Genomic DNA, 24,371 nt, shown 5'->3' with positions numbered 1-24,371 from the left:
CCGGGAGCCCTCGAGAATGCCTGACGCGACCAACGACGCTGCCAAACCCGCGCCGCCGGCCTCGAACGGCGCGCAAGGGTCGGCACAAGGGTCAGCGCATGGGTCCGCGCGGGCGTGGATTTATCCTTTGTTGCGCGTCGGATTGGTCGCCGCCGCGGGATTTCTGGTCTGGTACGTCGCCACGCGCTGGAACCGATGGACCGGCGCCGCCCGCTACGAGACGACCGACGACGCCTATATGACGGGCGACATCACGCCGCTTTCCACGAAGGTCTCCGGCTACATCGATAAGGTGGCGGTGCGCGACTATCAGACCGTCCGCAAAGGCGACCTCATCGTGGAAATCGAGCCGTCCGACTATCGCGCCGCGCTGACGCAAGCCGAAGCGAACCGCGCCGCAGCGCAGGCGACGCTCGCCAATATCGCCAACCAAAAGGATGTCCAGCGCGCGCTGATCCGTCAAGCGGAGGCGACCATCGAGGCGACCCAGGCCGATCTGTTGCGCTATCAGCTAGAGTTCAATCGGCAAAAAGACCTGCTGCAAACAAGGATCGCCGGATTGCCGCAGCTCGTCGAGCAGGCTCAGGACAACGTGACGCGCACTTCCGCCCAGGTTCAGTTGAACAAGGCGCAGCTCGATCAGCAAAAGGCTCTCCTCGCCAGTCTAGACGTACAGGAGAGACAGCTGCAGGCGCAAGTGCTCGGAGCCGAGGCGCAGGAGACGCTGGCGCGCAATAATCTCGATTACACGCGGATTGTTTCGCCAGCTGACGGAATGGTCGGCCAGCGGCAAGTCCGCCCCGGCCAGTTCATCAACGCCGGCGCGCAGGTGATTGCGGCCGTGCCTCTGCCCAACATATGGGTCATCGCAAATTACAAAGAAACGCAGATGACCAATGTGCGCCTCGGGCAGCCGGCGCAGGTCGTGGTCGATGCTTTCCCCGATCTCGCCTTGACCGGCCACGTCGACAGTTGGGCTCCCGGCACCGGAAGCGCCTTTGCGTTGCTGCCTCCCGACAATGCGACCGGCAATTTCACCAAAGTCGTGCAGCGCGTCCCGGTGAAGATCGTGCTCGACCCAAACCCCGCGCTGGGCGCGCTGGTGCGGCCGGGGATGTCGGTCGAGGCGACGATCGACACCGGAACCGCAAGCGAGCGCTCTGCGGACCAAGGCTCCGCAGGTAAGCGCTCTGACGGCGCCGCCTCAACTCAAAAAGACGACCCGGCGCAACCCGCCAACTCGTCCGCGTTAAAATGAAACTTCACCTGTTCCCAGTGACATCAGCCGGCGTGGCGCTTCAAGCCGCCGGCCATGCGCCGCCGCGTCTTAGCGCCGACTCGCTGCGCCCCTATGTCGGCATGCTGGGAGTGATGCTCGGCGCGATTATAAGCAACCTCGGAAACCGCGTCACGAACTTCGGACTCGCCGATCTGCGCGGCGGCATGCACGCCAGCTTTGACGAAGGCGCCTGGATCACGACGAGCTTCGGCGTCGGCCAGATGGTGATGGCCGTAGCCTCGCCCTATGTTGGCGCGATGTTCGGCGTGCGGCGCGTTCTGCTGTTGGCGATCGTGCTCTTCTTCATGACGTGTCTGCTCGGCCCCTTATCGCCAAACCTTACCGCTTTTATCACTATGCAGTTTCTCGGCGGCCTCAGCTCGGGAACATTCATTCCATTTACCATCAGCTTCACCCTGCGCAGCCTGCCCCCACGCCTCGTCCTCTATGGCATCGCGCTATACTCAATGAATACCGAACTATCGCAGAACATCGCAGCATCGCTTGAAGGTTGGTATACGGATCATTGGTCTTGGGCCTGGATCGATTGGCAATATTGCCTCGTGCTCCCTGTGATGTTCGCTTGCATCTGGTATGGCGTGCCGCGCGAGAAAGGCCGGGTCGAGGTGCTGCGCGATCTCGACTGGCCTGGCCTCGCCTACGCCGGGATAGGTTTTGCGCTGCTCTACGCCGGCCTCGATCAGGGCAATCGGCTCGATTGGACCAACAACGGACTCGTTAACGGTCTGTTGCTGTCTGGCGCGCTGCTAACGACCACATTTGTCGTCCGCGAGCTGGTGACGCCGCGTCCTTTTCTAAATATCAGGGTGATCGTGCGCGAGAACCTGCCGATACTCCTCGCGTTGCTCGCTGGCTATCGGTTCATTATTCTTTCCACCGCCTACATCATCCCGACCTATTTGCAAACAGTGCAGAATTTTCGTGAGCTGCAGGTTGGCGCCGTGCTGCTCTGGATCGCACTGCCCCAGATCGTCATCGTACTGCCCATGGCCGCTTTGCTGCGGCGGGTCGACGCACGTTGGGTTCTGGCTCTTGGCTCCATCTTGGTCGGCGTTGCTTGCCTGATGGCGACGAACCTGACCAGCGAATGGGCGACGGACGATTTTCTTCCCTCCCAGATCGTACAGGCCGTCGGCCAATCCTTCGCTCTGACGGCGCTTCTCATGCTGATCGTCCGTTCGGTCAACCCCGCCGATATTTTGACGATCGGCGCCCTTTTGCAGATCGCGCGCCAGTTTGGCGGCGAGATCGGCACAGCCTTCATGCAGACCTTTGTGCGCATGCGAGAACAGATTCATTCGAATTTGATCGGCGCGCATGTCGACGGCCTTTCCTCGTACACGATCGACCGGCTTGCGACGTATCGCGGAGCCATCAGCGAGCGCACGGCCAATGCCGGCGAGGCCGCCGCCCGCGCGACCCAGTTGCTAGCGCAAACCGTCGCGCGGCAAGCGTCGGTGCTCGCCTATATCGATGGCTTTCTCGCCGCTGCTGTCGGCGCGTTCGTCTGTCTGCTGCTGGTCGCCCTGATCCGCAAGCCGCCGCCTTCGCAGTTTTGACGCGGGGCAATTATCCTATTCGTAAATAGGAGTCAGGCCTAACAAGACCCTACGAAGCCGAACGTCTCCGTCGATCAATCCATTATTTTTGCCGCGAACGGTTTAAAATTCAGACTCCGTTATGACGCAATGCGCGCGCTCCACGTTCGGCCCTTAAGGCGCATAACGAGTGAAGACGAAGTCGCGAGCTTTGACGGGCTCATGGCAGGAAAAACAGGTATTGTGCACCCCCTCATCGGCGGGTTTGCCTTCGCTAAATTGAGCGAACCCCCAACCCCCGGGTTGAGGCGTATTCTTTTGAGTCCTTGACCATAAACTGAACGTTCGTAGGGGCCCCGGCCACGAAAGATTGGGAGCGGCCAAAGACTTTATTGTTTTCCTCCGACGGGATATGACTCCAGGCGAGTCGGGCAATGATCGCGCCGTCCGGGAACGGAAGCCTCCCCTCCCTGTAGGCGTTGATCGCTACGTCATTACCCAGAATGGCGCGCAAATCGTTGAGGTTGCCTTCTTCGTGAGCCACGGAGATCAATCTCCAATCGCGGTATCCGGGGGGAATTTTGACTCCGAAGATCGGGGCGGCCTCTCCATCGGATTGTCCAGACGCCGGGGCCGCGTAGGGGACCACGCCGGCGATCACTGCTACTGCAACGAGCACGGAAACTATCCGCCTCATACGGAGAGCCTCCCTTCGATAGTGCGAACGAGATCAAGCAGCCTATTTTGGAGGTCTGGACGGGAAAGGTAGAATGGTCGATGCCGACTTCAGTGGCAGCCCCGCCCGACCACCGAGAGGCATTCAAGCACGTCGCGCCAATCTGTACCAGCTATGGCAGACGTCTAAATCCTACCAATGTGCGACTTTACAAACGTTGTTAGGCAAACTGCACAAAGCGTTCCGAGGACAAGGCGGGCGCTCAATGGAATGATAGGGACCAACTGCGCCAATTCGATCATTCGTAGATCGCGATTATCGCTCCTCCAAAGCGACCGTCGGTCGCTCAGTCGTTGTAGAATGGGTAATCAGTGTATCCGCGAGCGTCGAAGGTATAGAACGTATCGCGGTCATATTTGGTAAGCGGCGCTCTCAGCTTGATGCGCTTCGGCAAATCGGGATTTGCAACGAAGTGACGTCCGAACGCAACCAGATCAGCGTCCCCCTTTTCAATGACCGCTTCCGCGCTATCCGGTTCGAAGCCGCCAGCGGCGGTGATCTTGCCTTTGAATATTTTGCGTAATTGCTGGGCGCCGATAGGCCGCTGCCCTTCGGCGATGACCACATTGCCCTTCACGCGCGGCTCGATGACGTGGAGATAAGCGAGTTCAAACTGGTTCAGCTGCTCTGCAACGTAACCAAACAGCGCATCTGGATATGGACAGCCCGCAGCGCGAGCACGGCGTCAGATGCGATGGCGCAGACTTGCTCCTAAACAATGCCGTCGCGCACGGCGCGCCGATCGTTCGTTTCGTCACATTTATCCAAGGATGAGATAAACGCTTAAACCCGCGACAACCAACACTAACAGCACCGCTAAGGCCAGCTCAGCGCGTACGCTGCCGGCGGAATGCATGGCGGGGTCATCGAGCAGCTGCCCGGTGCGGATGAAGCGCGCAGTTGCTACGACGACAAGCGCGAGGCCAAGAAAGATAAGAGCTGGGCCGCCGTAGCGGCCGAGCGGTCCCGAGAGTTTGTCGAGCCGCAGCCGATGCGCCGCATCGACGGGCGTGGAGCTTAAGATCGCCAGGACAAAGAGATTGAATTTCTCGATGACGAATCCGAAGGCGATTACGGCGATGCCGGTGCGCACCCAGGCAAGAAATGTCCGCTCGTTGGCCGCGTGGTCGCTATAGTCCCGAATCATGGCGCTCCTCCCCGCCCAGATATGGCGCCGCTCCCCGTTCAGATAAAGAGCCTTTCCCGCCGCCCGTTAGCCGCGCTGCTCCTTACAATCCAGCGCTCTACATCCGGGACCGCTGAGGGATACTACGAATAATTATTCCCAAGATTAAGCTCGCGGATGGCCGGACGATAACCAATCAGCGCTTCCGGCAGAGGCGCGCGGGGTCCCATCCGCCCACGAAAAAGCCCGGCGCTAGGCCGGGCTATAAGGGCGGATGAAGATCGCGCTAGCTTCCCGCTTCCGCCGGGTCAGAGCGAGCGCAGATAGTTCAGAACATCCTGCTTTTGGGCATCCGTCAGGACATTAAAGTTATTGATCACGGCATTTGCCTCGGAACCCGGGCTCATATGCGCGGCGATAGCGCTCAACAGATCGTTTGTCCGGCCATCGTGTAGGAAAAATGCTCTCTGGCCGATGCCCCAAAGCGGCGCAGTCCGAAACTCATCGCCCGAGGCGGCGCCCTGAACCACGCCGTCGGCGAGGTTTTTGCCCATGTTATGCACCGCAAAGTCTGAAAAGGGATGGTACGTCGCGTTGCTGAGAGACGCGAACGGCGAGGGTCCCGTCTTCAGGGTCTCAGAGTGACATAGACCGCATCCGACCGATCTAAAACGCTGGTGGCCATCATCGATGCTCGCGGCGTTCCTGCTGCTGGTCAGCGGCGTACAGAGAGCCGCGCCGGTGCTGCTGACGCCGCTGTCGAACGCGCATTGGCTGGGAGCGGCGTTGAGCCGCATGAAGATCCCGAAATCGGTGATGTCGGAGGAAACGACCGCTGTGTCGTCGCCAGCGTTGTTGGCTCCGAGCTCGGTGGAAGAGACGATGTTGGTCGTGTCTTCGGGCAATTCGTGAACATCGCAAGCGGTCGATGGGTTCCGTTCATTAGGGAAAAGCTCATTAGTCACGCCCATCTCGACGTTTGCGGCCTCGCCCGCAAACAGCAGCAATGACTTGTCCTGCGCCTTCCAACCAAAACGGGTGATGGTCTGGTCATTTCCATTCGTGTTGAAGTGGCCGGCAATGCCGAGGGCCGCTCTTTGCGACGAAGTTGATTCGAAACTAAACCGGAGCATCTCATCCGAAGTGTTTTCGATGTACCCTACGCCAAAAGTCGGCGGAGGGATGCGGAATACGATATTGTTTCGACTAAGCTCCGTTTTGAAGTCGGGCTGCGCAAGAGTGCAACCCGCGGGCGCATCGCTCCTACCCCGAATGCTTAAGAGCGGGGACCGTTCAAGACGATGAATGGGGGTTGAGAGTTCCGCGCGCCGCTGGCGGTTGCGACGGCGACTTGCGGATTGACGGGGGGGCTGCTGCCGCCGATCGTGGGGAAAGAGTGGCACATGAAGCAACTGTTGCCGTTGAAAGCGGGTCCCAATCCAACTATCGACGGATTTTTGGTGATCGGATCGATCGCGCCGTTCACGGTCGCAGGGAGGCCGAAGACCTCAAGCGCGGTAAACCAAGCGGCCGTTTGGTCTGGCGTGATATTCCCAAGTTGCCGACCGGCGCCGTTGCCGTTCGCGTCCATGGGCTGGAGAAAGTCGACGACGCCGGTGTTGAGGATGACGCCATTGACGGTGATGCTCTGGTTGCCCACCGGACGAGGACCCGGATCGGAAACCTTTGGCGCCTTAATCGTGATCGAGACGGATTTCCCCGTTGTCTGTGCGCCTGCCGGCTTGGCTAGAAACGGGGCCAATGACAGCGCCAAGGCCAATATGCCGGCGCGATGACATGCGGAATTGTTCATGAAGCACAGAATGCTCACGTCGTTTTTCTCCATAAATATTACAGCGGATTGCAACCAGACTTAGTTGGCATCGGCAGCCGCCCAGCGCCGTTGACGAATAGAGATCAGGCTTTGCTAGCTTCTCAGTCCGCGCGCCTGCGAACTGAAATGCCAGGGCCTTAAATTGAGATGGAAGAGAAACTCATTTGGATTCCCAGCAGCTATGTTGGGCCAGCAACCGAACAATCCATGGGCCCGCCGCGCCTCCCCCCATCGCAATAGGAAGACGATAACGGGTGGACATTACGGTATAGTTTCAGCTGCGGGCCGTCGTACGACGGTCGTAACGCACCTAGCGCGCTCAGGACTGATTTTTTTGAGAAGGAAGGTGACGGCGATGCAGATCGCGCAGGCGGCTTATAGCCCGGCGATCCATATGGCTGTGGATGCGGCAATGAAGCTGCCTGCTTTCGATGACGATCCTGGCTTCGTTGAGCGAATAGACGATTTGCATCAAGCATCTCAACGCGGGCGCGCGTTTAAGCCGATTCCCCACGGGTTGCCAGGGATGATATAGGCCGTCCTTGCGCCGGCCGCCGCGATCCATTCGGGCGCGGCCTCGCCGACAAGCTGCCCTTTCAACTGTGCCGCCGACGCCCATTCGAGGCGCTGGCTGCGGTTCTATGGATGAGCCAGACGTTTGCGGCCCCCTCACCAGCCTCGTTCGGTCGGACGCAAACCCATCAGGGCTTTGCCGGCGGATTCATATTGCGCCGGAAGCGCGGCGCCATGCTGAACGGTGACATGGATATCCCTAAAATACCGCTCCAATGGATTCAGGCTGTAGATTGCGTTTGTTCCCGCCGCGTGGAATACCAGATCGACCGAACGAACCGCCTCATGCATGCCGTGGACGATGGCGAGACGCGCTCTCGCAATAGCATGGCTTGGATCAAGCGCTCCATCGCAAATCGCCGCCCACGCGCTGCCGACTGAGTCGACAACATAGGCGCGAGCAGCTCCGAGAATGGCCTCCGCCTCAGCCACACGCGTTTGCACGAGGGGTCGATCTCGCAAAACGGAACTGGAACTCGTTGAACTCGTCTCCGCAGCTAATTCGATGAACGAGTCTATGGCGCCCCGCGCTATGCCAAGCGCATTTGCGACGGTAGCAGTCCACACCGCCGTCAATTGCAGTCTAGAATTGTAGAGGGGGCCTCTTTCACATGATGGACCGTTTAGGGAAAAGGCGCGAGCGGCGGGCGCGAAAATATCGTGAACGACGAAATCATTGCTGCCCGTGCCGCGCATGCCGATCGCCGTCCAGGTATCCTCGATCGTCGCTTCGTCGGATCGAATCCACATGCTCATAACCCGCGGCATCCCCGCCTCGTTCAATTGGGGTTCGTCTCCATCCATCACCATGCACGGGCAATATAGCCAATTCGCATGATCGACGCCGCTGGCGAAATTCCAGCGCCCCCGAACGCGATAGCCACCCTCGACTATATGCGCACGCCCCTGCGGTCTCAGAGAGCCGGCGACGCGCAAATCAGCGGGGTCTCCACACATCTGGCGGCCAACATCCGCCGGAAGCCAACCCATAAAAAGCGATAGGTCGGAAGAGATCATGGCGCACCAACCGATGGCGCCGTCGGCTCTGGACAACGTCTCGATCGCCTCGAACGCCGTCAGCGGCGATAGCTCCGGGCCTCCCATCGAACGCGGAAGATACATTTGTAACAGCCCGGCATCCGCAAGAGCCGTTGTTACGTCGGCCGGAACGCGCCGGATCCGCTCAGCCTTGTCGCGTCTCGCGAGAATAAGCGGGATAAGTTGCTTGGCGGCCATAACCGGATCTATGGGCGTCTTTGATTGCGTTTCATAACTGGTCGTCATTTGTTTCTTCTGATCTGGGAGTCATTGATGAGGCGCCGAGCGCAGAACTAGAGAGCGCCGGAAACCTTCGCCGGATTCAGGTTCGCCACCACGAGCCGACGCGCAAACATTCATCGATCATCTCTTGCGCTACATATTTGCCGTTCCCGCAGAAGCTGCCGATGATCGAGCGGAAGAGTTCGAGGATAAGCGGAGGATCTCCGCACACTTTATTAATATGGCGGCGGCAAGAAACGCATTTGACTTTCACGAACCCCTGATGTGATAATTTCACGCAGGCGAAGTTAGGTGACAGTCGTTACGACAGGATTACGAGCTCGACGTGATTGGCTACGAACGCAACATGCAGGGCAAAATGGACTGACCGCGATTAGTGGTCCGGTCGCACGGTTAGTTGATTCTGGCGTCAAACGCGTTGCAATGGCCCCCGCAGCGACAGCCCGTTTTTAAAATGGACGCAAGCCATTGGCGAGCGTGGCGCGCGTCGGTTGGCGGAGCGCACAAACAAGCCAACTACGTTCCGTTCGCGGTCGCCTCCGCCCCGCCGAACGATGTTGGCGATCCGCGCATCCAACGGGCGGTCAATGCGCTTCGTGCGGAGCCGCTGCTATATTCGGCACATCGGCGGTTTTCGGATGCCTCACGGCATCCAAGAGCCTTCACAATTCCGGCTGTTCGGTCGGTCCGACGCTCCAAGCAGCGCCCAATCAAACGATCATCTGATCGGGGCGGTTCAATATCAGGCAGCTTCGATGGCTCGCGCCGGCACGCTTCCGAACAGCGGACCCAAGCCCTCGGCGACAGTGAGGTGCGTGATAGCGGCCTCCCGCAACCTGCTATAGGGCAGGTCAGCGAGCATCGCCGTCTGGACAATTGTCATCACCTCGCCCGCTTCCGAGCCGATCATCGTGAAACCGAGGATCCGGTCATCCTTGGCGCTCACCAGCACCTTCATAAACCCTTCCGTCTCATCGGTCGCCAGCGTGCGAGCACATTGGCCATCGGCATCTTTGCAACGCGGACCGAAATGCCCTCGCGCTGCGCCTCGCGTTCAGATAAGCCCACGTGCGCGAGCGGCGGATCGGTGAACATGACATGAGGAACTAGGCGACCCTTCGTTCCGCGATTGCCGCCAGCCATATTGTCCCGGACGATCCTGAAATCATCGACCGACACATGTGTGAACTGAGGGCTCCCGGCGCACTCTCCGATCGCCCAGACGCCGGGCGCACTCGTCTCGAGCCGTTCGTTGACCGCGATGAAGCCTTGCGCATCCAACGCGATTCCGGCTTTGTCGAGGCCGATATCAGCGGTGTTCGCGATCCGGCCGGTCGCCACGAGCAGATGACTGCCTTCGATCTTGCGTTCTCCGACTTCGGTCATGACCGTGACCGTCACTGCGTCGCCGGACATTCCATGGACGCTAAGCGGCTTGGCGTTCCGAAGGATTTCGACGCCTTCGCTGCTTAGAATCCCACCGATCGCCTCCGCCACATCGGCATCTTCGCGCCCCATGAGCTGCCGCCCGGGCTCGATAATTGTGACGTGACTGCCGAAGCGGCGATAAGCCTGCGCCATTTCAATGCCAGTATAGCCGCCGCCAAACACGATCAAATGCGGCGGCAGGTCATCGAGCTCCAGCGCCTCGATGTGGGTAAGCGGACGGGCATCCTGCAAGCCCTGGACGTCTGGAATAGCAGCGTGCGTGCCAACATTCACGACGATCTCGTTGCCAGCGAGCAGGCGCTGGCCTCCGTCATTAAGGGCGGCCTCGATAGTTTTCGCGCCCACGAAATGACCGCGGCCCATGATCAGCTCGGCTCCGCTTTCGCGATAAGCTTTCAGATGCGCCGACACTTCTCGATCGATCATGTCCCGCTTGCGGCGACTCACCGCGCGCATATCGGTTTTGAAAGCGTCGACGAGCGTTCCGAAATGGGCTCCGGTCCGCACAAGATGGGCGATCCGCGCGCTCCAGAGTACGTTCTTGGATGGCAGACAGGCCACGGCCGGGCACGAGCCGCCGACCCAACGGCGCTCAACAACGGCAACCTTTTTCCCGGATCGCGCCAGATGCCAGGCAAGTAGTTTGCCACCCTGGCCGCTGCCAAGGATGACGACATCAAAATGTTCTAATTTCGGCATAATTATTTCCTTTCTGATGACGCCGGCAGCCACTGGCGCGGACGCCGGCGCACGGGACTGCATGCGGGCCGGGCAGAATGACGACGAGGGACCGGAGTAACGGAGTAATTGCAGCGACGGCTCATGGTTGAATCCTGGTCGAAGACGAAGGGCGGCGTTTCCCACTCGTAAATTTGGCTAGATCGACTTCACCTCCCCGCCATCCATGCGGAGCATCGAGCCGGTCATCCATCGGGCGCCCGGCGACACAAGGAAGGCCATCAGCTCCGCGATCTCCTCCGGCTCGCCGTAGCGGGCGATGCCGGCCTCCTTGGGGAAGTTGGACGTCGCCTCCTCCACCGTCATGTTATGCGATGGCGCCCAGTGCTCGAGGTACGAGCGGCGGCGGCCGGTCATAACCGGGCCGGGAAGGACGCTGTTGACTTGCACGCCGTCGGTGATGCCGCGATCGGAGAAGGCCTTCGCCAAGGCGACGATCGCAGCGTTAATCGTGCCAACGGCCGCATAGGGCGCCTTCGGAAACAGCGCCGAATTGCCCGACATCAGAACCACGGCGCCCTTCGCCGCCTGCAGCGCCGGCCACGCCGCGATCGTGAGCCGACGCGCGCCGTGCAGTTTCAGCGCGAGCGCGCCGTTCCACTGCGCGTCGGTCATCTCGAACAGGTCGATCTGCGGCACTGCGCCCGCGATGTTGAGGAGCGCGTCGATGCGGCCGAAGGCCGCCAAGGCTTGATCAACCACGGCCTGCGCGGCTTCTGGCTGGGCCAGATCAGCGTCGATGACCAATGCCTCTGCTCCGACGCCCCTGACCGCTTCGGCCGTCTGATCCAGATTGACGCGATTCCGCGCAACCAGGACCAGCGCGGAGAAATCGCGCGCGAGACGGACCGCCGTCGATCGGCCGATGCCCTGGCTGGCGCCCGTGATGATAGCGACTGACTTCGACATTGGGGATCTCCGTTATTTCAAGGTCTTGGCCTTAGTCGTGGACCACGACCATCTTTCCGCGGGCCTCGTTGGCCTCCATGGCCCGGTGCGCTTCACGGATCTCCTCGAAGCGGAAGATCCGGACCGGCTTCACGTCGAGCCGACCAGCGGCGGCATCAGCCGCGATCTGCTGCAGCGGCACGTCCGAGAGGGGGAAGCCAGGCGCGCCGAACACGAAGCTGCCGAAGAAAGTCAGGTAGACGCCGCTCGGCATCTGCAGCAGCGGGTTGAAGTCGGGGATCGGATCGAGCCCGCCAAGCCAACCCGCCAGGCAGGAACGGCCTCCCCGACGCAGCACGGCGAGAGAGTCGAGCACAACGCTGTTGCCAACGAGGTCCAGCACGGCGTCGATATTCTTCGCCTCGGGGATGTGTTTCGAGAGATCGCGGCGCTCAATCTCACAGCGCTCGGCCCCTAGCTCTTCCAGCAGGGCGAACCGTTCGCGGCTGCGGGTCGTCGCGATCACTCGAGCCCCAGCGTTGACCGTCATCTTGAGCGCGGCCTGTCCGAAGGACGAGGTCGCACCGCGAATGACAAGCAATTGTCCTTTTTCGATTGTGAGATTCTGGTACAGGCAAGTCCAGGCGGTGGCGTAAGTCTCGGGGATCGCTGCAAGCTCGGCCCACGGCAGGTCCGCCTCGATCAGCGCGACGTTGGAGACCGGCGCACAAGTATATTCAGCGTAGCTGCCGTTGATCGTGCGGCCAAGCCCGCCCATCAGGGCCGCCACCTTAGCCCCGACCGGAAACTCGCCGCCGGGGCAGGATTTCACGAGGCCCACGCACTCGATGCCGCTAACCGGCGCAGCCTCAGCCCATTCGCCGCGACGCATATGGATCTCGGCATGGTTGATGCCGAAAGCCTTGATCTCGATGACGACGTAGCCGGGTCTAGGCTCGGGTTCCGGAATGTCCTTGTAGACGAGGCTGTCCAGGCCGCCGAATTTCTCGAGAACGATGGCGCGCATAACAAACTCTCCGTGAGTTAGGTTGCGAAATCAGCCGGGAAGGAAGTTGCGGATCGCAGCCGCGATCTCCGTGGCATGGGTCTCAAGCGCGAAATGGCCGGTATCGAAGAAGCGGACGATCGCGTTTGGGATGTCGCGCTTGAACGCCTCGGCTCCTGGCGGCAGAAAGAACGGATCGTTCTTGCCCCACACCGCGAGGAAAGGCGGCTTGTGGGTCCGGAAATACGCTTGGAAGGTCGGGTAGAGTGCGACGTTGCTCTTATAGTCGCCGAACAGGTCGAGCTGGGCCTCGTCGGCTCCGGGCCGGGTCAGGTAAAAATTGTCGAGTGAGTAGCCGTCCGGGGAGACCCTCGTCACGTCCGGGACGCCGTGCGTGTATTGCCAGATGGTCGTCTCGGGCTTCAGAAAGGCGCGCAAAGCCTCGCGGTTGGCCGGTGACGCATCCTGCCAATAAGCTCGGATCGGATTCCAGCCGTCGCTGAGCCCCTCCTCGTACGCGTTGCCGTTCTGGGAAATGATCGCTGTGATCCGGTCCGGATGCTTGACTGCAAGCCGAAAGCCAGTCGGCGCACCGTAGTCGAACACATAGAGGGCGTAGCGATCGAAGCCGACAATCTCGGTGAAGCGATCGATCGTGTCCGCGACCCGCTCGAAGCTATGGCCGCGGTCCGGCATGTCGGAGTTTCCGAAGCCCGGCAGATCGGGAGCGATGATGTGGAAGCGGTCGGCGAGCAATGGCATCAAATCGCGGAACGTGTGGCCTGCGCTCGGGAAGCCATGCAGCAACAGAAGCTTCGGCGCATTTGGCGCGCCCGCCTCGCGATAAAAGATCTTAAGGCCGTCCACGTCGGCTGTGCGATAGTTGATGGCGGTCATGGCGATTTTCCTTTGCTGGGCAGTGCTACTAAATCGGATTTGAGAGAGCTGTTTAGCTGGCGAAGAAACCCGGCGACGGCGGCCGACTTGGTTACGACAGAGGCTTCGCCGGGTTTATGCGGAAAACGGCGGTCGTCAGCCCGCGACGACTTGATCGATCGCCTCGCGGATGATGTCGAGGACGACCGAGGGCGCGGTCACCAGCGGCGCGTGATCGACCGGATGTGAATGGATCCGCGCCTTCATCCGCTCCGCCATAAAGCGCTGGTTCTCCCAAACGATCATGCGGTCCTGCTCGGCCACCAGGAACCAGCTCGGCCGGTACTTCCACAGGGGTCGCTCCATCGGGTCGGTGATGCAGGCGTGCGAAATCGGCCGTTGGACCGCCGCCAGCACATTCAGTTCCGCTGTCGACGCGTTTTGCGCGAAAGCGGCGGCGAAGGCCGTCTCGGGCAGGTAGATCAATCCATAATCATCGGGCGCGAGCTTAGGCGCCTGCGGATGCGGCTCGGTGCGGTAGAAGACGTCCGCTACCGTCTCGCCTTCATCCGGAGCAAGCGCCGCCACATAGACGAGCGCTTTAACCTTCTCGCTGCGTGTCGCCGCGATGACGGCGCCGGTGTAGGCGTGACCGACGAGGACAACCCGTCCCGCTACCCGCTCCAGCGTTCGATCGAGCGCCGTCACGTCGTCGCGGAACGATGTCAGCGGCAGCGGGGCCGCCGCCACATTGACCCTATTGGCCGCCAATGGCTCGATGATCTTCGCCCAGCTTGATCCGTCCGCCCAGGCGCCGTGGGCAAGCACGACACTCACACCATTCGAGAACATCCTCGCCCTCCTTCTGAACGGGACCGAAAGGTCCTCAACCTGATTGCCACCGACAGAACGGAATCAGGCACCCCAAGCTCCTGACGCCGATGGGCTTGCTCACCACCTGATAAGTTCAGGCTTCTCCTGGCTTTCGCGTTCTGAGTCGAAACGTCGCCGAGACATTTCAATGGCAGGCCGATGCGTCGCCATCCATGCTCCAACTAGGTCAAGGACCTCTCTCAACGAATGCCCGCGTTCGGACAATTCATATTCCACGCGCGGCGGAACTGTTGGATAGACGGTCCGCAACAGTAAGCCGTCCCGTTCAAGACTCCTGAGGCTCGCGGTAAGCACGCGCTGCGAGATGCCTTGTCCGGCTCGGTGGAGATCCGTGAAGCGCATACGCTTCTCTCTCAACGCCGTCAAAATCACGATCGTCCATTTGTCGCCGACGCGGGTCAGGATCTCGCGGATAGGTTCGTGCTCTTCGATAGGATTTGGCTTTTCGCTGCTCACAGTTTCGACCTATGCCGCCGGCGAGCCCGACGTCGACCTGTCGCTCCAAAACATCCTGACTGACTCATTTGACGTTGGCGGCTGGAGACACCCGTGGCACATCTTGCCTCAGCAAGTAGATTGATGCAGCCAGGAGCGCCACATCCTTCATGAGGAACGGAACGTTGCCCGTCATCGCCGGAAACCCACCAGCTGAAGCCGCCCAGCCATTCGGCATGAATGGAATGATCGTCACCGTCATCACAAATGCAACGGTCGAGCCGATGGCCCCGAGGATTCCTAGTTTTTTATTCCAAAACCCCACGAACAAGAGCGCGCCAATCAGCCACTCCGACGCCCCCAAAAACCAACTGGCCCCCCGAACTCCGAAAACTGGATACATCCAAGAAATAAGCGGGCCGTTGCTGCTGTAAGGTATCAAGACCTGCGCCTCATACTCAAACCATTTTTGATATCCAAAGAATATAAATATGATCACCATCGCGGTGCGGATGAGGTGATAATCGAGACCCTCCGTGAGAAGACCTGACTTCGTCAGAATTTTTATCATGAGGCTCGGCCGGTCATTCATCAGCGATTTCATTATTCGTTCCACTGTGTATCCAGCCTCGGCAAAAGCCGTTCGTTAATGGGCGGCACTTTAAGCGGCGACAGGACTTTGAGGCCGAAAGACGCGCCTCGGCAGACCTGATCGCATGGCCGATCAGATTCGAGAGTGCTTGCGTCAATAGCGTCCGGGCAGTTCGCAGAGTTGGCGCAGTCGGTGAGCTCGCAATGCTGAAACCCTCAAACGGACTAGCTAGCAGCGCGAGTTCGCCGATAAGCGCTTTCGCATCCACCAGGTCGACATTCACGTCGCCTCGACCTGCACAAGAATAGGCTAGCAAGTGGTCGGATGATATGATTTGAACCACGGTGGCCTCGGTTGCGATTTCCTGTTTACGCAAAGCTTCCAACTGTGCGTCGCCACTCACGATCGACGCGATCGCAATGACGTCGATGGCGCCTCCGAGCGAGCGAATAAGATCATTAAGCTTTTGCACTACGGCGAAAACCTGAGGAACGACGGATTAAGGGCCAGACGCTTCTCCTTTTCACAGCATTTCTATTTACCCCGACGCGCCTTCAGGCGCTTTCGACGCATCAAAATGACCCCTCCACGCGAGTTTATGTGTTCGAGTCTAGGCTCAGGACCTATTAAATTTGCCTGAGATGTGATTCCTGGTCTCCGCATGGGGAGGCTGGGATGAGTGATTTGTTTTTGTTGGGCGAGCGGCAGATGGCGCGGCTTGCGCCGCATTTTCCTCTGTCGCATGGCGTTCCGCGGGTTGACGACCGTCGGGTGGTCAGCGGAATCGTCTATGTGATCCGCAACGGCCTGCAATGGAAAGATGCGCCCAAGGATTACGGGCCGCACAAGACGCTTTACAATCGCTTCATCCGCTGGAGCCGGCTCGGCGTCTTCGACCGCATATTCGCCGCGCTCGCTGGCGAAGGTCCAAAGCCCGAGCGCATCATGATCGACGCCACGCATCTGAAGGCGCATCGCACAGCGGCGAGCCTGCTCAAAAAGGGGCTCTTCCCCGCCGTATCGGGCGCACGAAAGGCGGACTGAACTCGAAGCTCCACGTCGTTTGCGACGGCGCCGGCAAGCCCCTCGTCATGTTGCTCTCGGAGGGCCAGATGAGCGACCACAAGGGCGCGCGGCTGATGCTCAAGGCTTTACCGCCCGCTTCAATGTTGATCGCCGACAGGGGCTACGACAGCAACTGGTTCCGCGCCGCGCTGAAGGCCAGGGGCGTCGAGCCCTGCATCCCGCCAACCAGAAGCCGCAAGCTTCCCATTGCCTATGACAAGACGCTCTACCGCCAGCGTCACAAAATCGAGAACATGTTCGCCAAGCTCAAGGACTGGCGGCGCATCGCAACCCGCTATGATCGATGCGCCCACACCTTCTTCTCCGCCATCTGCATCGCAGCCGCCGTCCTCTTCTATCTCAATCAATGAGTCCTGAGCCTAGGCGGCCTCTTTATTCTATCTGCGGTTTTCGCAACAAGGCTGATGCAAATGACCGACAAGCGCATTCGCAATACGGAGCGAGCCCGCATTCATTTTCATCGAGTGATTGTATTGCCGAAACGGCCGCGCCGATGAGGTATCATCTGCTCCGGTGGAAGCACAAGAAGGCACTTTTCGCATAGTTACCTACCATTTGATAAGCGCAGGCTTCCCAGGGCATCCGCGCTCTGAGTCGAAACATCGCCGAGACGCCTCAATGGCAGGTCGATGAGTCGACATCCATGCTCCGACTAGGTCAAGGACCTCTCTCAACGAATGCCCGCGGTCGGACAATTCATATTCCACACGCGGCGGAACTGTTGGATAAGCGGTCCGCAACAGCAGGCCATCCTGTTCAAGACTCCTGAGGCTTGCAGTAAGCACGCGCTGCGAAATCCCCTGTCCGGCTCGGTGAAGATCCTTGAAGCGCATGCGCTTCTCTCTCAATGCCGTCAAAATCACGACCGTCCATTTGTCGCCGACGCGCATCAGGATCTCGCGGATAGGTTCGGGCTCGTCGATAGGGTTTTGCTTTTCGCGGCTCACGGTTTCTTCGACGAGAACGGATACCTTTGACGCGGCGTTCCTTGCATTGCCGCAAGGAGAGCAAAAAGATTCCTTCGCGAGTTGTTCGGTATGCGCTTCCAACATTCGTGACCTCCAGCCAATTAACATTAAAGCCTGATCATTTGAGCGGCCACTTACGAGAGATCTGGCGCAACAACCAGCGCCTGACGTAACCCTATATGGCCAAAGGCCCGCGCGCGCGGCCGGCGATACATTCACCTCTTCTGCAACCATGGCTGACGTCTTCCAATTCCCGCACAGCCGCAGCCCTGCCGCGGTGGGTCGGGTTGACGAATTCGGCATCGATCGAAGGCAGCAGGGTTCTGTACCTTGGTCACGATCTCGTGATCACGATCCCGTGATAACATCTACTATATTGATTTCATTCAAGATCTTTATCTTGGGCGCGCCCCGTCAATGTGATACTTTCGTAACTCGCCCGGCGACGTCTGGGCTTCCTGTTCGGAGGTCGTACACCGCCGCCATTGGAGCGAGCGTTGGAGCGGCCATGGAAATCGCGAGCCCATCGGCGCACCGCGTGCTCTTGCTGGGACCATTGCAGGTCATCCAGAACGGGGTCCCGCTGCGCCTGCCGGAGGCCAGCGCCACCGCTTTGGTCAATTGCAGCAACAGCTACTCGAACGACTCAGCATCATCCTGCCGCCGGAGAGCGACGACCGCATTGAAGTATTGCGGGAGCGCATCGAAGTTGCGCCGTTCGACGAAGCAGCGCACATTGAACTCATTCGCGCGCTGCTTCGCCGCGGGCTGTGTGCCGCGGCCGAGCGCCAGATCGATGCATCCCTCGCGCATTTTCAGAGCGAAGGCATTGATCCGACATCACTCAAGTCAACTTTCGAGGCGGCGCAACGGTCGGTTTCGAAGCCGGCTGAAATGAGTTTGGTCAATGTCGCGCACCTTGACGTTGCGTCAGACCAACAAGCAGTGCGCACGCGCCGGCCGACGATCCTGGTGATGCCGTTCACGGCTGCGACGCCGGAGGGCGTTGTAGACGCGGACAACGTTACTAGCGACATCATATTTGGCATCGCGAAACTGCGAAGCATCAGCATTATCGCCCGGGGCACGGCTTTTCTGTTGCGAAGCCAAACAACCGCAGCCGCGGCTGCGCTGGTGAATGCGCAATATGTCGCCTCTGGCCATCTTCGGCGCGACCGCAAGAGATATATTGTTTCGATCGAGCTCATCGACCCCAAGAGCGCTCGCATCTTTTGGGCGGATGAGCTCAGCTGCAACGCCGTTGATTCCTTTTCCGCGCCTCCCCTCTTGGCCGCGCGGATCGTCATGGGTCTTGACGCGGAAATTCACCTCATTGAACGCAGCCGCGCCCTGCTCACGCCGCCTGCGTCGCTCGATGCGTGGCAGGCGTACCATCTCGGGCTGGCCCAAATGCACCGCTTTACCATTGGCAGCAATCGTGAGGCGCAGGAGTTCTTCACCAGAGCGATAACCCTCGACCCCACGTTCTCACGAAGCTATGCGGGGTTATCGACCACGCATTTTCAAAATACCTTCCTGCTGCAAGCGCGCGAACGTGAACGCGAGATTGCTTTAGCGTTTGAGACTGCCGGACAAGGATTGGCGGTCGATCCTAGGCAGTAGTTAAGAACAGCCTTGCGCAAGTGATTGGCGTCATAACCTTTATCGGCGATGATCGCATCGGCCGCAAAGCCTTCGATCAGGGCGTGCGCTTTTGTGATGTCGTTGCGCTGCCCAGGTCCGAGAAGGAGCCGAACGGGGTTGCCGAGCGCGTCTGTCGCGGCGTGGATTTTGGTGCTCAAACCACCGCGAGAGCGGCCCAGGCCTTGGGCATCCGCCCCCCTTTGGCGATCCTTGCGCCGGCCGCGTGCTGATGGGCGCGCACGATTGTTGAGTCGATCATCAGCCATTCGAGATCGGCCTCGGCGGTGAATGCCTCAAGAAATCCGTCCAAGGCGCCGCGCTCGATCCAGCGATAGTAGCGGCGTTTCACCGCCTGATGGTCGCCGAAGCGTTCGGGCAGATCGCGCCAGCGGCCGCCCGAGCGGGCCATCCATAACAGCGCGTCGACGAAGCGTCGATTGTCGCAGCGCGGCCCGCGCTGGCCGGCTCTTCCGCCTGGCACAAGATCACAAAGCCGCTCCCATTGATCGTCTCGCAGCGCATCGACATCCCGAATCATCAAGGCTGATCTCCAAAAATCAGCCTTGAATCATGGAAAGATCCTCGCGAGAATCCCCCAAACGCCGAATTCGTCACAACGGCCTAGCGACCCAGCGGCGCATTGCGCGATGGGTCGAGCGCTGTGGCTTCGGCGCGAGCATGAAAGCGCCTTTGGCGCGTTGGATCAATCTGTCCGTTTAAGTCCCAGCTATGCGTTGGCCCACTATGCCTTATCATTTGTGCACTGTCAGACTGGCGATCCCGGGCGCGCGGTAGACGCAGCTGACACTGCAAATCGTCTCAGCCCACTCGATCCGATGTTGTTTGGCATGCATGGGACGCGAACGTTCGCCTTGCTGCGGCTCGGCAAGGTCCAGGAGGCGGCCAATTTCGCTCTTCGCGCCAGCCAGCAACCGAACGCACATGTTCACGTACATGCAGTTGCGGCGCTGACGCTCGCGGCTGCCGGACGAATCGAGGAAGCCCAGATAGAACGCGGGCGCGTCAGCGCCCTACGGCCGGATTATAATTTCAAGCAATTCAATGAGGCGTTTCATTTCATGGACGATCTTAAGGACATTTACCAAAAGGCCGCGCGGTTGGTAAAAATCCGCGAGTGAACGCCGCAAAAGAGCGTCATGGATTTCCGGCATTTCGGCTACGGCTCAAACATGGACCCAATTCAACGCGATGCATTCGGGGCGCTCCCACCGCATCAGCACCCGAGCGCCAATCTCAGACGTTGACCACTTTTCCTGGATTCATGATGTTTTGCGGATCGAGCGCGTGCTTGACCAACTTCATCACGTCGAGCGCTTCGCCGTGTTCTTCCTCGAGGTAAGGCATCTTACCGTAACCGACGCCATGCTCGCCAGTGCAGGCGCCGTCCATCCGCAACGCGCGGGCAATTATGCGCTTGTTGAGCTTCTCTGCCTCAGCGAGTTCCGCCGCGTTGTTCGGATCGAGAATAAAAACAACGTGAAAATTGCCGTCCCCAACATGCCCGGCAATCGGCGCCAGCAGGCGAGTTGCGTCGATATCCGCCTTAGTCTCGAGAATACCCGCAGAAAGTTGCGAGATCGGAACGCAGACCTCTGTCGGCCACGCCTTGCAGCCGGGACGGAGCGCCATAACCGCATGTAAACCGTCGTGCCGCGCCTGCCACAGGTTCGCGCGTTCCTCGGGCGAGGCGGACCATTTGAAGTTCGTTCCGCCACGCTCCAAGGCGAACTTCTTGACCATCTCGGCTTGCTCATCGACGCCGCGGGGCGCGCCATGGAATTCCAGGAAAAGCGTTGGCGCCACCTTGTGATCTAATTTTGAGTATTTATTGAAGGCTTCGATGCAGAGTTCGTCCCCCAACTCGATACGCGCGATCGGCACGCCGGCCAGCATTGTCATGATTGCGGCGCTGACGGCGTCGCCCAAGGTCGGAAACGCGCAGACGGCTGACGCAATAACCTCAGGGATCCCATAGACCCGCAAGGTTATCTCGGTGATGACGCCAAGCGTACCCTCTGAACCGACAAAGACGCGCGTGAGATCATACCCGGCGGAGGATTTGCGCGCGCGGCTGGATGTGCAGATTATTCGTCCGTCGGGTAATACCACTTGCATCGACAGCACGTTGTCACGCATCGTGCCGTATCGTACGGAGTTGGTTCCCGAGGCGCGGGTGGCCGCCATTCCGCCGATAGACGCTTCCGCGCCGGGGTCGACGGGGAAGAACAGGCCCATGTCGCGCAAATATTCATTGAGCTGTTTGCGCGTCGCCCCCGCCTGAACAACAACGTCGAGGTCGGCAGCATGGACTTCGACGATTTTGTTCATCTGACGCGCGCCTACGCGGCGGCAGAACTCGCCGAAAGTGGGGAGCTGGATGCAATATCCAAGCGCCATGCAACTTACTTTGTCCGCTTTCTTGAAGCGGCCAAAAGCGCCTCGGCCTTCGACGGGCGCCATGGGGCCGCCTACGCTCCGCACCTGGGCGATGTCCGAAAGGCCCTCGCTTGAGTTTCTCCAAGTCAGGAGACCGCCCGCTTGCTGCAAAGGCAACTCCATTCTTCCTCGAAATGGCTCTCTATGCCGAATGCCAGCAATGGTGCGAGCAGGCGTTGGCGCTCCTGCAGGAGACCGACCGCGGGACGGCGCTAGAGCTGGAGCTTCACGAGGCTTTAGCGAAATCGTCCATATCAGCGGCGCGGCGGCGATGTTTGGAAACGTGCAGGAGGCGTGGATTGCCCGGCCTGACGCGGAGCGCGGCCGGCGGCTTCGAAATGTCCTTCGATCATCTCGCCGCGCTTTCCTCGTAACTCCACCCGAAGACAGACTTCGGCTCTCCCAGAAGAAATAGCTAGCGACGGCATGAGGCTTGGCGCCGGCCAAATGGTCAATATCGCGGCTAGCGGGCGACCTCGTAGAGCTTCCTCGGCGATTGCATCCGGCATTGTGCGGCTTCGGACGGCCTTATGCAATCTCGCAAACTTCAGGGCGATTCTGAAAGACGCGCCCGGCGGGCTCGCGTACCCGAATCCAGGGCGCGGGTTAGGCTCTAGCCACAGCGATCAACTGTTCCTTCAGCGTAGCAGGAGAAGAACTCTCGAAGAGGTTAACTCCGCCATCGCCTGAACAAGCGGCGATTTTCTAAGGCCTAAAGTCAGGCAATGCTTTTAATCACGGAGGGCAATGATGGCCTATATCACGACCAAAGACGGCACGAAGATCTTCTACAAGGACTGGGGCAAGGGGCAGCCCATTATTTTTTCCCACGGTTGGCCGCTCGACGGCGATGCCTGGGATGGCCAGATGCAATTCATCGGCAGCCAGGGATATCGCGTCATCGCGCATGACCGCCGCAGCCATGGGCGCTCGGACCAGACGTGGGACAATAATACGATGGAGCAGTATGTCGCCGACTATGACGAACTGCTCAATCATCTGGACGTGAAGGACGCAGTGCTAATCGGCCACTCCACCGGCGGCGGCGAGGTGGCGCGCTACATCGGCAAGTACGGCGCCGCTCGGGTCGCGAAGGCCGTGCTGGTCAGCTCGGTGCCCCCGCTGATGCTGAAGACGAAATCGAACCCAAACGGCGCGCCGATCGAAGTCTTCGATGGGATACGCAAGGGCGTCGCAGAAAACCGCGCCCAGTTCTACAAGGATCTGTCCCTGCCTTTCTTTGGCTACAACCGCCCGGCCGCCAAAGTCTCCGAGGGCATTCGTGAAAACTTCTGGCGCCAGGGGATGCTCGGCGGCATTAAGGGCCAGTATGATTGTATTCGCGAGTTTTCGGAAGTGGATTACACTAAGGACCTAGAGAAGATGACGATCCCGACGTTAATCGTTCAGGGCGATGACGACCAGATCGTCCCAATTGGAGCCTCTGGCAAGCGTTCGGTCGAGATTGCTCCCCAGGCGACGTTGAAAATCTATCCAGGCGCCCCCCACGGACTGCCAATTACTCACCAGGATCAGCTCAACGCCGATTTGCTAACGTTCATCAGGGCTTGAGGCCAACAGTCATCCTCTCGCCTTCTCTGCGGAAGCGACAAACAGCTTGGTTCCGCAGATCTCCGCTAGGGGGGAGATAAACGCGCACTCGAAACACTCTGTCCCGTCGCCTCGCGTTATCGTAGGCTGAATTCGTTGGACTCACAGCAGCCCAGAGCCTGTTCAAAGTGCCTTTCTCAGACAGCAGCTGTAGCCGCGCCGTTAATTCAGCTCCCTCTTCCCAGTTTTTGCCTTTAGCGAACCAAGCGAGAGCGCCATGTCCCACCACTTAGACTCACCGATAGCTCGGCAAGACGTCCGCCTCGACATCACGGATCTCTATGTTTTCCGCGGCGAAACGGGCACCGTGTTTGTGATCAACGTCTGTCACTCGATCGCCGGCGACATTCCGGCCCCTGGCTATCATCCGGAGGGCATGTACGAATTCAAGGTGGATCTCGACGGCGACGCCGTCGAAGACCTCACCTACCGCATCACCTTCGACGAACGCGACGCCGCCGGCAAGCAGCGCTTTGTGCTGCGTCGCATCGCAGGCGCCGAGGCTGTCGACCCCCATGCGGCCGGCGCAGTCATCGCGCAGGGCGCCACCGGAGAGACGATCACTACGGCATCCGGTCTGCGCATCTGGGCCGGCAAAGCGGGCGATCCATTTTGGATCGAGCCCGACGTGCTGCATGCGGTCGGCCACGCGTTCCAGGATGGGGCCGTCGTCGATTTGACCGGCTGGAGCCCGGCGAAGGCGAAGAACCTGTTCGCCGGCCACACCGTATACTCGATCGTGCTGGAAGCGCCCGACCAGGAACTGCTCGCAACCGCAGGCGCCAACCGCCGCGTCGGCGTGTGGGCTGTCGCGACGCTCGCCACCGACGCCGGGGGATGGCGTTCGATCAACCGCGTCGGCCTGCCGATGATCCACCCGCTGTTCACTCAGTTCAACGAAGATCTCGGCAACCGCCTCAACGCCGGGCGGCCGGCCGATGATTTCGCGACATACGGCGACCTTGTCGCCAGGGCGATCGCCGGCGTCGTCAGCGCCAATGGAACCGCCCAGGATCCGCGAGCCTATGCGGAGAAAGTCGCGCATCGATTCTTCCCAAACATGCTCCCCTATACGATCGGCGCTCCGGCCGCGTTCGGCTTTACTGAGTGGAACGGCCGCTCCTTGACGGACAATGCGCCGGACGTGATGTCACGATCGCCTCGAACACGCCCATCAGCCTCGGCATCGGCAAGGAGTCGGTGGCCCCGCCGCCGTCGAAGGTCTTCCCCTATGTTCCAGCCGCCCCCAAGGCAGCGGCCCAGCGCCCAGGCCAGGGCGATCAACCCATCGGACCATCATAAAGACCCCGGCTGAGGAGCCCTGTGCGCGAGCCATCGC

Annotated in this window: 24 protein-coding genes and 3 pseudogenes; 9 read left to right on the top strand and 18 right to left on the bottom strand. The window is 59.9% G+C overall.

Annotated elements, in window-relative coordinates; genetic code table 11:
* The first annotated feature begins 16 nt into the window (after nucleotides 1–16).
* Both WDN46_11195 and WDN46_11190 read left to right on the top strand, forming a co-directional pair.
* Nucleotides 17–1,258, top strand: coding sequence for an HlyD family secretion protein (locus WDN46_11195; GenBank protein MEJ0093973.1), 1,242 nt, complete (start codon nucleotides 17–19; stop codon nucleotides 1,256–1,258).
* The gene (locus WDN46_11190) at nucleotides 1,255–2,859 is read left to right on the top strand and encodes an MFS transporter (GenBank protein ID MEJ0093972.1); all 1,605 of its coding nucleotides are present in this window, start codon (nucleotides 1,255–1,257) and stop codon (nucleotides 2,857–2,859) included. Before WDN46_11195 ends, WDN46_11190 begins: the two co-directional genes overlap by 4 nt.
* Before the next feature lie 253 nt (nucleotides 2,860–3,112).
* Here the strand turns inward: WDN46_11190 and WDN46_11185 are convergent, their stop codons facing one another.
* The 15 genes and pseudogenes from WDN46_11185 to WDN46_11115 form a co-directional block, all read right to left on the bottom strand.
* Nucleotides 3,113–3,535, bottom strand: coding sequence for a cytochrome P460 family protein (locus WDN46_11185; GenBank protein ID MEJ0093971.1), 423 nt, complete (start codon nucleotides 3,533–3,535; stop codon nucleotides 3,113–3,115).
* A gap of 325 nt (nucleotides 3,536–3,860) precedes the next feature.
* On the bottom strand, nucleotides 3,861–4,196 hold the full coding sequence (locus WDN46_11180; GenBank protein ID MEJ0093970.1) for a hypothetical protein: 336 nt from the start codon (nucleotides 4,194–4,196) through the stop codon (nucleotides 3,861–3,863).
* A 138-nt stretch (nucleotides 4,197–4,334) separates the two neighbouring features.
* A complete protein-coding gene (locus WDN46_11175) occupies nucleotides 4,335–4,721 on the bottom strand; it encodes a DUF202 domain-containing protein (GenBank protein MEJ0093969.1) in 387 nt (128 codons plus the stop codon).
* A 287-nt stretch (nucleotides 4,722–5,008) separates the two neighbouring features.
* On the bottom strand, nucleotides 5,009–5,974 hold the full coding sequence (locus tag WDN46_11170; protein MEJ0093968.1) for a di-heme oxidoredictase family protein: 966 nt from the start codon (nucleotides 5,972–5,974) through the stop codon (nucleotides 5,009–5,011).
* Nucleotides 5,975–5,976: 2 nt separating this feature from the next.
* Entirely contained in the window at nucleotides 5,977–6,531 is a 555-nt protein-coding gene (locus tag WDN46_11165; protein MEJ0093967.1) for a hypothetical protein, read from the bottom strand.
* A gap of 322 nt (nucleotides 6,532–6,853) precedes the next feature.
* Entirely contained in the window at nucleotides 6,854–7,006 is a 153-nt protein-coding gene (locus tag WDN46_11160; GenBank protein MEJ0093966.1) for a hypothetical protein, read from the bottom strand.
* Nucleotides 7,007–7,203: 197 nt separating this feature from the next.
* Nucleotides 7,204–8,391 (bottom strand): acyl-CoA dehydrogenase family protein, encoded by a 1,188-nt coding sequence (locus WDN46_11155; protein ID MEJ0093965.1) that lies wholly within the window; start codon nucleotides 8,389–8,391, stop codon nucleotides 7,204–7,206.
* 739 nt (nucleotides 8,392–9,130) lie between these two features.
* Nucleotides 9,131–10,536, bottom strand: a pseudogene (locus tag WDN46_11150) (FAD-dependent oxidoreductase).
* Nucleotides 10,537–10,713: 177 nt separating this feature from the next.
* A complete protein-coding gene (locus WDN46_11145; protein ID MEJ0093964.1) occupies nucleotides 10,714–11,484 on the bottom strand; it encodes an SDR family oxidoreductase in 771 nt (256 codons plus the stop codon).
* Nucleotides 11,485–11,515: 31 nt separating this feature from the next.
* Nucleotides 11,516–12,490, bottom strand: coding sequence for a zinc-binding alcohol dehydrogenase family protein (locus WDN46_11140; protein MEJ0093963.1), 975 nt, complete (start codon nucleotides 12,488–12,490; stop codon nucleotides 11,516–11,518).
* 30 nt (nucleotides 12,491–12,520) lie between these two features.
* Nucleotides 12,521–13,366 carry an alpha/beta hydrolase gene (locus WDN46_11135; GenBank protein MEJ0093962.1) on the bottom strand — a complete coding sequence of 282 codons (846 nt, stop codon included), beginning with the start codon at nucleotides 13,364–13,366 and terminating at the stop codon, nucleotides 12,521–12,523.
* Between the two features lie 135 nt (nucleotides 13,367–13,501).
* Nucleotides 13,502–14,197, bottom strand: coding sequence for an alpha/beta hydrolase (locus WDN46_11130; protein ID MEJ0093961.1), 696 nt, complete (start codon nucleotides 14,195–14,197; stop codon nucleotides 13,502–13,504).
* A gap of 99 nt (nucleotides 14,198–14,296) precedes the next feature.
* Nucleotides 14,297–14,695 carry a helix-turn-helix domain-containing protein gene (locus WDN46_11125; GenBank protein ID MEJ0093960.1) on the bottom strand — a complete coding sequence of 133 codons (399 nt, stop codon included), beginning with the start codon at nucleotides 14,693–14,695 and terminating at the stop codon, nucleotides 14,297–14,299.
* Nucleotides 14,696–14,759: 64 nt separating this feature from the next.
* On the bottom strand, nucleotides 14,760–15,278 hold the full coding sequence (locus tag WDN46_11120; protein ID MEJ0093959.1) for a DUF417 family protein: 519 nt from the start codon (nucleotides 15,276–15,278) through the stop codon (nucleotides 14,760–14,762).
* Entirely contained in the window at nucleotides 15,259–15,738 is a 480-nt protein-coding gene (locus WDN46_11115) for a hypothetical protein (protein ID MEJ0093958.1), read from the bottom strand. Before WDN46_11115 ends, WDN46_11120 begins: the two co-directional genes overlap by 20 nt.
* A 203-nt stretch (nucleotides 15,739–15,941) precedes the next feature.
* Here WDN46_11115 and WDN46_11110 point away from each other — a divergent pair.
* Together WDN46_11110 and WDN46_11105 are read left to right on the top strand one after the other, a co-directional pair.
* Nucleotides 15,942–16,112: pseudogene (locus tag WDN46_11110) on the top strand (transposase).
* Nucleotides 16,079–16,702 carry an IS5 family transposase gene (locus WDN46_11105; protein ID MEJ0093957.1) on the top strand — a complete coding sequence of 208 codons (624 nt, stop codon included), beginning with the start codon at nucleotides 16,079–16,081 and terminating at the stop codon, nucleotides 16,700–16,702. Before WDN46_11110 ends, WDN46_11105 begins: the two are co-directional and overlap by 34 nt.
* Nucleotides 16,703–16,900: 198 nt before the next feature.
* On the opposite strand, the gene WDN46_11100 is transcribed toward WDN46_11105, so the two are convergent.
* On the bottom strand, nucleotides 16,901–17,185 hold the full coding sequence (locus WDN46_11100; protein MEJ0093956.1) for a helix-turn-helix domain-containing protein: 285 nt from the start codon (nucleotides 17,183–17,185) through the stop codon (nucleotides 16,901–16,903).
* Between the two features lie 756 nt (nucleotides 17,186–17,941).
* Here WDN46_11100 and WDN46_11095 point away from each other — a divergent pair.
* Nucleotides 17,942–18,943, top strand: coding sequence for a hypothetical protein (locus WDN46_11095; GenBank protein MEJ0093955.1), 1,002 nt, complete (start codon nucleotides 17,942–17,944; stop codon nucleotides 18,941–18,943).
* Nucleotides 18,944–18,960: 17 nt separating this feature from the next.
* Here WDN46_11095 and WDN46_11090 read toward each other — a convergent pair.
* A pseudogene (locus tag WDN46_11090) lies at nucleotides 18,961–19,502 on the bottom strand (IS5 family transposase).
* 298 nt (nucleotides 19,503–19,800) lie between these two features.
* Between WDN46_11090 and WDN46_11085 the strand changes: the two are divergent.
* Nucleotides 19,801–20,103 (top strand): hypothetical protein, encoded by a 303-nt coding sequence (locus WDN46_11085; protein MEJ0093954.1) that lies wholly within the window; start codon nucleotides 19,801–19,803, stop codon nucleotides 20,101–20,103.
* Between the two features lie 115 nt (nucleotides 20,104–20,218).
* Here WDN46_11085 and WDN46_11080 read toward each other — a convergent pair whose 3' ends face one another.
* The gene (locus WDN46_11080; GenBank protein MEJ0093953.1) at nucleotides 20,219–21,313 is read right to left on the bottom strand and encodes an FAD-linked oxidase C-terminal domain-containing protein; all 1,095 of its coding nucleotides are present in this window, start codon (nucleotides 21,311–21,313) and stop codon (nucleotides 20,219–20,221) included.
* Between WDN46_11080 and WDN46_11075 the strand changes: the two genes are divergently transcribed.
* From WDN46_11075 to WDN46_11065, 3 genes are all read left to right on the top strand, one after another.
* Nucleotides 21,290–21,496: a hypothetical protein gene (locus tag WDN46_11075; GenBank protein MEJ0093952.1), complete on the top strand. Its 207-nt coding sequence runs from the start codon at nucleotides 21,290–21,292 to the stop codon at nucleotides 21,494–21,496. The two genes, WDN46_11080 and WDN46_11075, sit on opposite strands and share 24 nt — an antisense overlap.
* A 675-nt stretch (nucleotides 21,497–22,171) precedes the next feature.
* Nucleotides 22,172–22,993: an alpha/beta hydrolase gene (locus WDN46_11070; protein ID MEJ0093951.1), complete on the top strand. Its 822-nt coding sequence runs from the start codon at nucleotides 22,172–22,174 to the stop codon at nucleotides 22,991–22,993.
* A 256-nt stretch (nucleotides 22,994–23,249) separates the two neighbouring features.
* Complete coding sequence (locus WDN46_11065) at nucleotides 23,250–24,347, top strand: DUF4331 family protein (GenBank protein MEJ0093950.1); 1,098 nt, start codon at nucleotides 23,250–23,252, stop codon at nucleotides 24,345–24,347.
* The last annotated feature ends 24 nt before the right edge of the window (nucleotides 24,348–24,371 follow it).

It is taken from the genome of Methylocella sp. (assembly GCA_037200525.1).
Taxonomy (GTDB): domain Bacteria; phylum Pseudomonadota; class Alphaproteobacteria; order Rhizobiales; family Beijerinckiaceae; genus Methylocapsa.
The sequence above is the reverse complement of the archived record's forward strand: the minus strand, read 5'-3'. Positions and strand labels throughout refer to the sequence as shown.